The sequence below is a fragment of the Bacillus sp. VA15 genome (assembly GCF_055721145.1).
In genome coordinates this window covers 816,774-829,035 of record NZ_JBVQPQ010000002.1, presented here as the reverse complement: position 1 = coordinate 829,035, position 12,262 = coordinate 816,774, and the positions used below count along the sequence as shown (strand labels likewise).

Genomic DNA, 12,262 nt, shown 5'->3' with positions numbered 1-12,262 from the left:
CTGTAGAAAAAAGGAGTGAGGGAACGTGGAAGAAGCATTAAAAGAAAACATCATGGGCGCTCTGGAACAGGTTGTTGATCCTGAGCTGGGCGTTGATATCGTGAATCTTGGTTTGGTATATGATGTTGATATGGATGAAGACGGCTTAACGCACGTTACGATGACATTGACATCAATGGGCTGCCCTTTAGCGCCGATTATCGTTGATGAAGTGAAAAAAGCATTAGCGGACATTCCGGAAGTGAAAGAGACGGAGGTTCACATTGTGTGGAATCCGCCTTGGACAAGAGACAAAATGTCCAGATACGCGAAAATCGCGCTTGGCATTCAATAAAACAAAACAAAAGAGGACAGCCTTACTGTGAGGCTGTCCTTTTTTACAACTGAAAGGAGTGAGGTAAAATGATGTACCTGCTTGCTGTCCTATGCCCGCCTCTTGCTGTTTTGTTTTCGGGAAAACCGTTTCAGGCATTGCTGAATCTCATATTGACCTGCATCTTTTGGCTGCCGGGCGCGATTCACGCCTGCTTTATCGTCGCCGACCGCCGTGCCGAAAAACGGGCAAGAAGATAATCTGGAAAAATGAGGGCGCAGACATGGTATAATGGTCATAAAAAAACAGCAGGGAGAGCGCCATGAAAAAGAAATTGCTTGCATTCGCGCTTTGTATAGGCGCGTATGCGGCCCTGTTTGCGTACTCTGTACACTCAGATCAAAAAACAGACACAAGCGAGATGACGGATGTCAGCCGCCTGATGCCTGTGAAAATTAAGCAGACAGTGAAAGGGCAAGAAGGGGAAACGCTCATTGACACGGTCAAAGAGGCTAATCGAAAAAACATAAAGATTTCAATCGCCGGGGCCCAGCACTCCATGGGCGGCCATACATATTATGAGGACGGCATCGTTCTCGACATGACAGGCTACAACAAAATCCTGTCGTTCGATCAAGAGAAGAAAACCATCAGAGTGCAAAGCGGCGCGACATGGAATGACATCCAGAAATACGTGAATCCATACGGACTCGCTGTAAAAGTCATGCAGTCACAAAACATTTTTACAATTGGAGGATCTCTCAGCGCCAATGCCCACGGACGTGATATCCGCTACGGCTCGCTGATTGATACAGTCAAATCATTTCGGCTTTTAAAAGCTGACGGATCAATCGTCACCGTCACTCCAAAAGATGATTTGTTCAGGGCAGTCATCGGAGGGTACGGTCTTTTTGGCGTGATTCTTGATGTAACGCTTGAGCTGACGGATGATGAGCTGTATGTCATGCAGACTGAAACAATGAATTACAGTGCATACGCAGACTATTTTACAAAGCACGTAAAAGGAAATCCGGATGTCCGAATGCATCTGGCGCGAATTTCAACAGCGAAAAAAGGATTTCTGGAAGACATGTATGTTACGAATTATGAATTGGCTGATCATCAGGATCAGCTGTCATCATACAGCGATCTCAAAGAAGACGAGTATACGGGGCTCACAAAGTTTGCACTTGGCTTGTCCAGGCGATATGAATGGGGAAGACATTGGCTGTGGAACACACAGCAATCCTATTTTCTGAGCCAAAACGGCACAAAGATCTCACGCAATAACGTCATGCGGTCTGAATCAACATTTCTCGAATATGAAAACAATGACAACACAGATGTTCTGCAAGAATACTTTGTGCCGGTGAAGGAGTATGCGTCCTATATTGACGACCTGAGACAAACACTGTCGGACGAGGATTTGAATCTGCTGAACATTACGATCCGCTACGTGCAAAAAAATGAAAAAGCCGATCTTTCCTATGCGAAGGATGATATGTTTTCGCTCGTGCTTTTAATAAACGAGGGCTTTTCAAAAGAAGACCAGGCAGATACTGCCCGGATCATCAGGCGCATGACAGACGCTGCCATCAAGCACGGCGGCAGCTATTATTTGCCGTATATGACGTACCAGACAAAAGCGCAAATGAGACAGGCATACCCGAAAAGCGAAGCGTTTTTTCAGAAAAAACGAACGTATGACCCGGATGAGCGCTTTATGAATTACTTTTATCAGAGGTATAAATAATGGGGAAAAACAAATTAAAATGGCTGACATTATCACAAAGCAGCGTATTTTTTGCAAGCAGCTTAATCTTTCCGTTTTATATTCTGTTTGTGAAAAATATCGGCTCAAGCTACACGCAGTTCGGCTTTTCCTACGGATTGTTCGGGCTGAGCGGAGCGCTCATTTATCCGCTGCTCGGACGGCTGTCTGAAAGGTTTGACAGCCGTTATTTTCTGCTTGCAAACTCTTGGGGAATGGCCGTGCTGCTTTTATATGTCCCGCATATTGGAAGCGTCGTTCAAGTGTACATCGTCCAAGTGCTGTTAGGGCTCTTTGGTGCGATGCAAAAGCACGGAGAAAAAGTGCTGATCGCCAATTTTACAGACAGCGGAGAGCGCGGAAAGAAGATTGGGAATTACCATTTTTGGACAGCTGTTTTTTCAGCAGCAGCCATTATGCTCGGCGGCTTTCTCGCTGACTTTTTTACAGTACAAATGATTTTTTATGCAAGCTCTATTCTATATTTTTTGAGCGGATTGATGATGATGAAAACAGGCTGATGCGGTCAGCTTGTTTTTTTATGTGGCTGAAAAAAGCGTCAGATCAACGTTTTCTGATGAATCAGTGCAGTTTTTTTTGAGCGGATTTTTTATTGAACAGAAAATTTATAAATGAATAAAAATATTAAATATACGATTGAATTAATTTTTATTCATGTTATAATGTTAAATAATTTCACAAAGACCAAGAAGGTGAACTTGTTTTGAAAATAGGAATTGTAGGCGCTACAGGATATGGAGGCACCGAACTTGTCAGGATTCTCTCACATCACCCTCATGCAGAGGAATGTATACTTTATTCATCCAGCGGAGAAGGGAATGTCTATAGCGAGGTTTATCCTCATCTTGCCAGCTTAGCGGATCAAAAGCTGAAGCCGATTGATATGAATACGATCAAACACGAAATAGATATCATGTTTCTTGCTGCGCCGCCCGGGGTATCAAGTGAATTGACTCCGCAGCTGGCAGATGCAGGGATTCCGGTTATTGATCTTTCAGGTGATCTGAGGATACAAGAGCCGGCTGAATATGAAAAGTGGTATAAACGGACAGCGGCACCGAAGGAAGTGATTCATGAGGCGGTATACGGTCTCGCAGAATTGAATCAAAAACAAATTCAACAGGCGAAACTCATTGCCAATCCGGGTTGTTTTCCAACGGCTGTTTTACTTGGCCTCGCCCCATTGGCTCAAAAGAAACTGCTCAATGAATCTTTCGTTATCGTTGACGCGAAGACCGGTGTTTCCGGAGCGGGAAGAAAAGCATCCATGGGAACTCATTTTTCTGAGCTGAACGACAATTTTAAAATTTATAAAGTCAATGAACATCAGCATACGCCGGAAATTGAACAGGCGCTGCAAGATTGGCAGCCGGGGCTCGGGCCTATTACATTTTCGGCTCACTTGGTTCCGATGACAAGAGGCATCATGGCGACGATGTATACACAATTAACCTCTGATCTATCAGCAGATGACCTGCATGATTTATATTCGGAATTTTACCAAGATTCATATTTTGTGAGAGTAAGGCCAAAAGGGCAGTATCCGCAAACGAAGGAAGTGTGCGGCAGCAATTTCTGTGATATCGCCGTTACCCTCGACGAGAGAACGAACAGAGTCACAATCGTTTCGGTAATCGATAATTTAATGAAGGGTGCCGCCGGTCAGGCTGTGCAAAACTTTAATTTGATGAATGGCTGGAATGAAGAGACTGGACTCACCATGACGCCAATATATCCATAGAACGGGAGAGAATCGAACCATGATTCAGTTAAGTGAAGATCAAATTGTAAAAGTAACAGGTGATGTATCCTCGCCAAAAGGTTTTCAGGCAAAGGGCGTGCATTGCGGGCTGCGCTACTCGAAAAAAGATCTCGGCGTCATTATCAGCGAGACACCAGCCGTAAGTGCAGCGGTTTATACCCAAAGCCACTTTCAAGCCGCTCCAATCAAAGTTACACAAGACAGCTTAAAACATGGGGCAGCATTGAAAGCCGTCATCGTCAACAGCGCGATTGCCAATGCCTGCACGGGAGAACAGGGCATAAAGGACGCATACACAATGCGTGAGAGCCTTGCTTCGCAGCTTGGCATTGAGCCGGAGCTTGTCGCCGTTTCATCAACAGGCGTCATCGGCGAACATTTAGACATGGAAAAAATTCAGGCAGGCATCAAGCTGCTGACACAAACACCTGCGGGATCAGGAGATTTTGAAGAAGCGATATTAACAACCGATACAGTGATCAAGCAGACGTGCTATGAGCTGACAATCGGCGGCAAAACAGTCACGATCGGCGGAGCGGCCAAAGGCTCGGGCATGATTCACCCGAACATGGCCACGATGCTGGGTTTTGTCACAACAGATGCAGCAATCGAAGAAAAAGCACTGCAAAAGGCGCTGCGTGAAATCACCGACATTTCATTTAACCAAATCACAGTTGACGGTGAAACATCCACGAACGATATGGTCTTGGTCATGGCAAACGGCTGCGCGAAAAACGAGTGCCTGACGGAAGATCATCCAGAATGGCCGATCTTTAAAAAAGCGCTCTTGCTTACTTGCGAGGATTTGGCTAAAGAGATTGCCAGAGACGGAGAAGGCGCGACGAAACTAATCGAAGCGCAAGTGCACGGGGCGAAAAACAATCTTGATGCAAACGTGATTGCCAAAAAGATTGTCGGCTCAAGTCTCGTGAAAACGGCGGTCTACGGAACAGATGCCAACTGGGGGCGCATCATCGGAGCCATTGGGCACAGCGCAGCTCAAGTGACGGCAGAAGAAGTAGAGGTTTATCTCGGGGGCCAATGCCTGTTTAAGCATAACGAACCTCGGCCATTCTCTGAATCTCTCGCCAAGGAATACCTTGAAGGAGATGAAATCACCATTGTCATCAAGATGGATGAAGGGGACGGGAACGGAAGAGCGTGGGGCTGTGACCTGACCTATGACTATATCAAAATTAACGCGAGCTATCGCACGTAATAAAGGGGAGCATTATGAAGAAAACAATCGTTTTTAAATGCGGGGGAAGTGTCATCCGTGAGCTATCTGAGGAATTTTTTCATAATCTGAAAGAATTGATGGCGTCAGGATGGAAACTGGCGATCGTTCACGGCGGCGGCCCGGAAATCACAAATATGCTGAAACGGTTAAATATCAAAACAGAATTTTCAGGAGGACAGCGGAAAACAACGAAGCCAGTGTTAGAAGTGGCGGAGATGGTTTTATCGGGCTCTGTGAATAAGTTTTTCGTTGCTGAGCTTGCCAAACACGGACTGCGTGCTGCAGGCATCTCCGGTAAGGACGGCGGTCTTTTGGAGGCGGATTATCTCGATCCGGAAACATACGGGGAAGTCGGAGAAATCAAAAAGGTTGATGCATCCATGGTAAACGCGCTGATGGAAAAGGGCATCATTCCTGTTATTGCGCCGCTGTCTATGACAAGTGACTGCAAGACGCTGAATGTGAATGCCGATCTGGCCGCTTCAGCTGTCGCCGGAGCGCTTGAAGCCGATAAGCTGATGTTCGTCACTGATGTGGATGGAATCATGAAGGAAAAACAGCGTCTCGACGTCCTGACCCCTGAGGAGGTTCAAATGCTGATTAAGCAGGAAGTGATCACAGGGGGGATGATTCCGAAGGTCAATTCAGCCTTGTCAGCTTTATCGGATCAGGTGTCTGAAGTCATGATCGTAAACGGTAAAGGATCATTCTTCACAGAACAAACCTTTCAAGGTACAAAAATTGTTAAAGCAAAGGAGGCTGTTTCATGAGCAGCTTGTTTCAAACCTACGGACGCTGGGATATTGACATCAAAAAAGCAAAGGGAACGTACGTTGAGGATCAAAACGGCAAAACCTACCTCGATTTCATTCAGGGAATTGCGGTATCTAACCTAGGCCACTGCCATGAAACGGTTACAGAAGCAGTCAAAAAACAGCTCGACAGCGTATGGCACGTATCCAACTTGTTTCAAAACAGTCTCCAGGAGCAAGCGGCACAAAAGCTGGCGGCACACAGTGCGGGGGATCTCGTCTTTTTCTGCAACAGCGGCGCGGAAGCGAATGAAGGCGCGATAAAGCTCGCCCGAAAAGCAACCGGGAAAACGAAAATCATCACTTTCCTACAGTCGTTCCATGGCCGCACGTATGCAGGGATGGCTGCGACCGGACAGGAAAAAATCAAAACAGGCTTCGGCCCGATGCTGGAAGGCTTTCACTACCTGCCATACAACGATCCTTCCGCTTTTGAGGCTCTTGGAGAGGAAGACGGCATTGCCGCGGTGATGCTTGAGACAGTGCAGGGAGAAGGCGGAGTCAATCCGGCAAGCGCTGAATTTTTAACAGCCGTACAGTCGTTTTGCAAGGAAAAGCAAGCTCTTCTGATCGTTGATGAAATCCAGACCGGCATCGGACGGACGGGAAAGGGCTTCGCATACGAGCACTTCGGACTTTCACCGGATATCATCACAGTCGCAAAAGGATTGGGAAACGGATTTCCAGTTGGCGCTGTCATCGGAAAGAAACAGCTTGGAGAAGTGTTTACCCCTGGTTCTCACGGAACGACTTTCGGAGGAAATATGCTGGCGATGGCTGCTGTAAATGCCACATTGCAAATTGTATTCCAGCCTGACTTTCTGCAAGAGGCTGCTGACAAAGGGGCGTTTTTAAAAGAACAGCTCAAGGCTGAGCTAAAGAGCCCGTTTGTAAAACAAATCCGCGGTCAAGGATTAATGCTTGGAATTGAGTGTGATGGCCCTGTTGCTGACATCATTACTGAATTGCAGACATTAGGCTTGCTTGTATTGCCGGCCGGCCCGAATGTCATTCGGCTGCTGCCGCCGCTCACCGTGACAAAGGATGAAATAGCAGAAGCTGTCAGCAAGCTGAAACAGGCAATCGCTCATCATTCCGCTGTAAGCCAGTAGTTTTTTTTCGACATGAAGGTATAAAAATTCATTTTTATAATTAATTATTCATCAAAGAGGTGGGCTGTTAGATGGAAGGTTATTTAGTGTTAGAAGATGGAACAGCGTTCAGCGGCGAGCTGGACGGTCATGAAAACTGCACGGGAGAAGCTGTTTTTTTTACAGGAATGACAGGTTACCAGGAAGTGCTGACAGATCCATCATATAAAGGGCAGATTATCGTATTTACCTATCCGCTGATTGGCAACTACGGCATTAATGAAAAGGATTTTGAAAGCAAGAAACCTCAAGTGAAAGCCGCGGTTGTCTACGAGGCGTGTGATCATTTTTCTCATCATGAAGCGGTATACAGTCTCAAGGAGTATTTACAGAAATGGAACATTCCGCTTTTGACCCATGTTGATACGAGGGCTGTCGTGAAAAAAATCCGTTCAAACGGAACGATGGGTGCGACTGTCACAGCCACTAAAGAAGCAGCTGAGATTGCCCTTCAACCAGAGAACGTTGCAGAACAGGTTTCCGCACAGGAAATTAGCACATTCGGCGACGGAAATAAACATATCGCTCTCATCGATTTCGGCTATAAAAAGTCCATCGCGTCATCACTTGTCAAACGAGGCTGCAAGGTCACCGTGGTGCCGTATCAGCAAATGGAAGCTGTCTACGATATAAAGCCGGACGGCATTGTGTTATCGAACGGACCTGGAGACCCAAAAGCGATTCAACCTTATTTAGGAAAGATCAAAAGCATCGTCAGCCGTTATCCGACTCTCGGCATCTGTCTCGGCCATCAGCTGATCGCGCTCGCGTTCGGAGGGAATACATTCAAGCTGCCATTCGGACACAGGGGCGCAAATCATCCGGTCATCGACAGTGAAACGAAACGCGTCTTCATGACAAGCCAAAATCACAGCTATGTGGTTGATGAACAGTCCATAAATGAAGAAGAGCTCACGATCAGGTTTCATCATGTCAATGATACGTCAGTTGAAGGGCTTTCACATAAAAAGCTGCCTGTCATGAGTGTTCAATTTCACCCGGAAGCCCATCCCGGGCCGGCGGAAAGCGAATGGATTTTTGATGATTATTTAAAGAATGTGATACCAGCAAGGAGAGAAATCGCACATGCCTAAAGACACCAGTATTTCAAGCATATTAGTAATCGGCTCAGGCCCGATCATCATCGGGCAGGCGGCAGAATTTGATTATTCGGGCACTCAAGGGTGCATCGCGCTGAAGGAGGAGGGCTATCGGGTGATCCTCGTCAACAACAATCCGGCGACAATTATGACCGATGAAGCCTTCGCAGATGAAATTTATTTTGAGCCGCTGACAGCAGAAAGCCTGACAGCCATCATTAAGAAAGAACAGCCTGATGGGCTACTTGCCAATTTAGGCGGGCAGACCGCGTTGAATTTAGCGGTGGAGCTTGAAGAAACGGGTGTTTTAAAAGAGCACGGCGTCAAACTGCTCGGCACATCCGTTGAAACGATACAAAAAGGTGAAGACCGGGAAAAATTCCGTTCGTTAATGAACGAATTGAATCAGCCCGTGCCAGAGAGTGAAATTGTTGATAACGAGACCGACGCCCTCCGCTTTGCGGAATCCATCGGTTTTCCTGTTATTATCAGACCTGCTTACACTTTAGGCGGAAAGGGCGGAGGAATTGCTCCTGATAAAGAAGCCTTTACCGCTATGATCAAGCAGGCGCTATTAGCAAGCCCGATCAATCAATGCCTTGTGGAAAAAAGCATTGCCGGCTTTAAAGAAATCGAATACGAAGTCATGCGTGACAGCAATAACACATGCATCACCGTATGCAACATGGAAAACATCGATCCGGTCGGTGTGCATACAGGCGACTCCATCGTTGTGGCGCCGTCACAAACATTGACGGATGAAGACTATCAGATGCTGCGGACAGCTAGTCTGACAATCATCTCAGCACTTGATGTTGTAGGCGGCTGCAACATTCAATTCGCGCTTGATCCATTCAGCAAGCAATATTATGTCATTGAAGTCAATCCGCGTGTAAGCCGGTCATCGGCTCTCGCGTCTAAAGCAACCGGTTATCCGATTGCGAAGATGGCCGCAAAACTGGCCGTAGGATATACTCTTGACGAGCTGAAAAATCCGCTCACAGGCTCGACTTACGCAAGCTTTGAACCGGCGCTGGACTATGTCATTGTCAAATTTCCGCGCTGGCCGTTTGATAAATTCAAAAACGCAGACCGCAAGCTTGGCACAAAAATGAAAGCCACCGGTGAAGTGATGGCGATTGAACGGAATTTAGAAGCGGCGATACAAAAGGCAGCCGCGTCCCTTGAATTGAAAAATATCGGCACACACCTTCCAGAGCTCAGCGGCTTGTCAATTGAAGCGCTGTGGGATTTGGCAGTTACTCCGGATGACCGCAGATTTTTCGTTGTCATGGAGCTATTGAGCCGCAGCGTGTCGATTGATGACATACATGAGAAAACAAAAATTGATCCGTTTTTCCTGCATACCTTTGACAACATCATCAAACTGGAAAACCGCATGATGGAAGCTGGCAGCGATCTCTCTTCTGAATTATTGAAAAAAGCAAAGGAAAAGGGATTTTCAGACGCAACGATTGCCTCACTGATCGGCAAAACAGAAGAAGAGGTGCGCGCGCTTCGCAAGGAGATGGGCATTATGCCTTCCTTCAAAATTGTAGATACGTGCGCGGCTGAGTTTGATGCGAAAACAAACTACTGTTACTCCACATATTTCGGAGAGACCGATGGGGACATCGGCCGCAAAGAGAAAAAACGCGCGCTGATTATCGGATCTGGCCCGATTCGGATCGGCCAAGGTGTTGAATTTGATTACAGTGCTGTTCACGGCGTGCTGACACTGCAAGAGCTTGGGTTCGAAACCATCATGATCAACAATAACCCGGAAACGGTCAGCACCGATTATGAAATTGCGGACCGCCTGTATTTTGAACCGATGACAACGGAGCACATTTTAAACGTAGCGGAGCAGGAAAACATTGATTTTGCAATCGTGCAATTCGGCGGCCAAACCGCGATCAATGCTGCTGAAGCGCTTGAAAAAGCCGGCATTACCCTTCTCGGCACCTCGTTTGAAACGCTCGATGTGTTAGAGGATCGGGATCAATTCTATCAGCTTCTTGATGAGCTTGGATTGAACCACGCAAAAGGAGAAATCGCATATACAAAAGAAGAGGCCGCTGAAAAAGCTGATGAGATCGGCTATCCGGTGTTAATCCGCCCATCTTACGTCATCGGCGGAATGGGCATGATCATTGTTGGCTCGCAAGCCCAGCTTTCTCAGCTGTTGAACGGTGAGGACAGCATGCCGTACCCGATTTTAATTGATCAGTATGTGTCAGGAAAGGAAGTCGAAATTGATTTGATTTCCGACGGTGAGGATGTCTTTATCCCAACATATACCGAGCATATTGAACGGGCAGGTGTCCATTCGGGAGACAGCTTTGCCATCCTTCCCGGACCGTCCATCAAAAGCGGGCTAAAGCAGGGCATAAAAGATGCCGCGCAAAAAATTGCCCGAAAGCTTTCATTTAAAGGTGTCATGAACATCCAATTTGTGATCGACAATGGAAACATTCTCGTTCTTGAAGTGAACCCGAGAGCGAGTCGCACGGTTCCCGTTGTCAGCAAAGTAATGGGCGTTCCGATGATCCCGCTCGCCACACGTCTGCTGGCGGGGGCATCTTTAAAAGATGTAAACCCGGCAGTTCAGAATCATCATGGGGTTGCCGTGAAGTTCCCTGTTTTTTCTTCTCATGCGATTCAGGATGTGGATGTCAAGCTAGGGCCGGAAATGAAATCAACGGGAGAAGGCATGTGTGTAGCATACGATGCCGACAGCGCCTTGAAAAAAATCTATACACGTGCCTGGAATCAAAAAGGAAGCATTTACTTGCAAAACGGGCCGGACGATGTGAAGGAGTTAGCGGAAAACGCCGGTTTTACGGTTCATGAAGGGACATTTTCCTCATGGATGGAACAGGAAGGGAAAACGCTCCACATCAATCTGTGCGGCTCTGAAGAAGCGCGCAAAGAACGTTTGGAAGCCATGACGCACGGCATCACCGTCTTTACAGAAGAAGAAACCGTGCGGGCGTTTTTACAAAGCGGTTCAGGCCATCCGCAGCCTGTATCTCTCAAAGATCTCTATAAAAAGGAAGTGGCATCATGCACACAGTGACGCAAACCAGTTTATACGGAAAAGATTTATTAACGTTAAAGGATCTTAGTGAACAGGATATAAACGCCTTGCTCGCAGAGGCCGGTGAGCTGAAACAAAACAAAATCCAGCCTATTTTTCAAGGCAAAACCTTGGCGATGATTTTTGAAAAGTCATCAACGCGGACCCGTGTTTCATTTGAAGCCGGCATGGCGCAGCTGGGCGGGAGCGCCCTCTTCTTAAGCCAAAAAGATCTGCAGCTGGGACGCGGTGAGACTGTTGCTGATACGGCTAGAGTGCTGTCAGGCTATGTGGATGCCATCATGATTCGGACCTTTGAGCATGAAAAGGTAGAGGAGCTTGCCAAAGAAGCTGACATTCCGGTCATCAACGGACTTACGGATAAATACCATCCATGCCAGGCGCTGGCGGATCTTTTGACGATTAAGGAAATGAAAGGGAAGCTTAAAGGCGTGAAAGTCGCGTACATCGGTGACGGAAATAACGTGGCGCACTCATTAATGATCGGCTGCGCGAAAATGGGCTGTGATATCTCGATCGCTTCGCCAAAGGGGTACGAAGTGTTAGATGAAGCAGTTGAAGCGGCAAAATCAGCTGCACTTCAATCAGGCGCTTCTATCACGCTTACAGCTGACCCGGTTGAAGCTGTAAAAGAGGCGGACGTGATTTATTCTGATGTGTTTACCAGCATGGGACAGGAAGCGGAAGAGCAAGAGCGTCTCGCTGTCTTTGCACCTTATCAGGTGAATGCGGCGCTTGTCAGCCATGCCAAGCCTGACTATACATTTTTACATTGCCTCCCTGCGCACCGTGAGGAAGAAGTGACTGCGGAGATTATTGACGGACCGAATTCTGCAGTATTCCAGCAGGCGGAAAACCGTCTCCATGTGCAAAAAGCATTGCTGAAGGCCATTTTATACAAAGGGGAATCATCAAAAAACTGCTGAGCCAGACTCAGCAGTTTTTTTGATGGCAACATATTCACAGCCGCTTAGGCGCATACTACAGCAAAA

The 12,262-nt window shown here is 47.1% G+C and carries 11 protein-coding genes; all 11 read left to right on the top strand.

The window, feature by feature from the left end; genetic code table 11:
• Positions 1–25: 25 nt before the first annotated feature.
• The 11 genes from AC0DBE_RS09265 (at position 26) to argF (ending at position 12,196) form a co-directional block, all read left to right on the top strand.
• Positions 26–334, top strand: coding sequence for a metal-sulfur cluster assembly factor (locus tag AC0DBE_RS09265; RefSeq protein ID WP_003224525.1), 309 nt, complete (start codon positions 26–28; stop codon positions 332–334).
• A 68-nt stretch (positions 335–402) separates the two neighbouring features.
• Positions 403–573, top strand: a complete 171-nt coding sequence (locus AC0DBE_RS09260; RefSeq protein WP_003232996.1) for a YqaE/Pmp3 family membrane protein — start codon at positions 403–405, stop codon at positions 571–573.
• A gap of 62 nt (positions 574–635) precedes the next feature.
• On the top strand, positions 636–2,066 hold the full coding sequence (locus AC0DBE_RS09255; protein ID WP_072566081.1) for an FAD-binding oxidoreductase: 1,431 nt from the start codon (positions 636–638) through the stop codon (positions 2,064–2,066).
• Positions 2,066–2,605 carry an MFS transporter gene (locus tag AC0DBE_RS09250; RefSeq protein WP_061188348.1) on the top strand — a complete coding sequence of 180 codons (540 nt, stop codon included), beginning with the start codon at positions 2,066–2,068 and terminating at the stop codon, positions 2,603–2,605. Before AC0DBE_RS09255 ends, AC0DBE_RS09250 begins: the two co-directional genes overlap by 1 nt.
• Positions 2,606–2,808: 203 nt before the next feature.
• The gene (gene argC, locus AC0DBE_RS09245) at positions 2,809–3,846 is read left to right on the top strand and encodes an N-acetyl-gamma-glutamyl-phosphate reductase (protein ID WP_072566082.1); all 1,038 of its coding nucleotides are present in this window, start codon (positions 2,809–2,811) and stop codon (positions 3,844–3,846) included.
• Between the two features lie 19 nt (positions 3,847–3,865).
• Positions 3,866–5,086: a bifunctional ornithine acetyltransferase/N-acetylglutamate synthase gene (gene argJ, locus AC0DBE_RS09240; protein ID WP_072183374.1), complete on the top strand. Its 1,221-nt coding sequence runs from the start codon at positions 3,866–3,868 to the stop codon at positions 5,084–5,086.
• A gap of 14 nt (positions 5,087–5,100) precedes the next feature.
• Positions 5,101–5,877 carry an acetylglutamate kinase gene (gene argB, locus AC0DBE_RS09235; protein WP_014113349.1) on the top strand — a complete coding sequence of 259 codons (777 nt, stop codon included), beginning with the start codon at positions 5,101–5,103 and terminating at the stop codon, positions 5,875–5,877.
• Positions 5,874–7,031 carry an acetylornithine transaminase gene (locus AC0DBE_RS09230; RefSeq protein WP_472961883.1) on the top strand — a complete coding sequence of 386 codons (1,158 nt, stop codon included), beginning with the start codon at positions 5,874–5,876 and terminating at the stop codon, positions 7,029–7,031. Before argB ends, AC0DBE_RS09230 begins: the two co-directional genes overlap by 4 nt.
• Before the next feature lie 71 nt (positions 7,032–7,102).
• Positions 7,103–8,164 (top strand): carbamoyl phosphate synthase small subunit, encoded by a 1,062-nt coding sequence (locus AC0DBE_RS09225; RefSeq protein WP_061188352.1) that lies wholly within the window; start codon positions 7,103–7,105, stop codon positions 8,162–8,164.
• Positions 8,157–11,249 carry a carbamoyl phosphate synthase large subunit gene (locus AC0DBE_RS09220; protein ID WP_472961881.1) on the top strand — a complete coding sequence of 1,031 codons (3,093 nt, stop codon included), beginning with the start codon at positions 8,157–8,159 and terminating at the stop codon, positions 11,247–11,249. Before AC0DBE_RS09225 ends, AC0DBE_RS09220 begins: the two co-directional genes overlap by 8 nt.
• On the top strand, positions 11,237–12,196 hold the full coding sequence (argF, locus tag AC0DBE_RS09215) for an ornithine carbamoyltransferase (protein ID WP_326198019.1): 960 nt from the start codon (positions 11,237–11,239) through the stop codon (positions 12,194–12,196). The genes AC0DBE_RS09220 and argF overlap by 13 nt, the downstream gene beginning before the upstream one ends.
• Positions 12,197–12,262 lie beyond the last annotated feature (66 nt).

Excerpts from the sequence above, each read along its gene's own strand:
- argJ (WP_072183374.1), top strand. The coding sequence starts at position 3,866 with ATGATTCAGTTAAGTGAAGATCAAATTGTAAAAGTAACAGGTGATGTA.
- AC0DBE_RS09230 (WP_472961883.1), top strand. The coding sequence starts at position 5,874 with ATGAGCAGCTTGTTTCAAACCTACGGACGCTGGGATATTGACATCAAA.
- argB (WP_014113349.1), top strand. The coding sequence starts at position 5,101 with ATGAAGAAAACAATCGTTTTTAAATGCGGGGGAAGTGTCATCCGTGAG.
- AC0DBE_RS09220 (WP_472961881.1), top strand. The coding sequence starts at position 8,157 with ATGCCTAAAGACACCAGTATTTCAAGCATATTAGTAATCGGCTCAGGC.
- AC0DBE_RS09225 (WP_061188352.1), top strand. The coding sequence starts at position 7,103 with ATGGAAGGTTATTTAGTGTTAGAAGATGGAACAGCGTTCAGCGGCGAG.
- AC0DBE_RS09260 (WP_003232996.1), top strand. The coding sequence starts at position 403 with ATGATGTACCTGCTTGCTGTCCTATGCCCGCCTCTTGCTGTTTTGTTT.
- AC0DBE_RS09255 (WP_072566081.1), top strand. The coding sequence starts at position 636 with ATGAAAAAGAAATTGCTTGCATTCGCGCTTTGTATAGGCGCGTATGCG.
- argF (WP_326198019.1), top strand. The coding sequence starts at position 11,237 with ATGCACACAGTGACGCAAACCAGTTTATACGGAAAAGATTTATTAACG.
- AC0DBE_RS09250 (WP_061188348.1), top strand. The coding sequence starts at position 2,066 with ATGGGGAAAAACAAATTAAAATGGCTGACATTATCACAAAGCAGCGTA.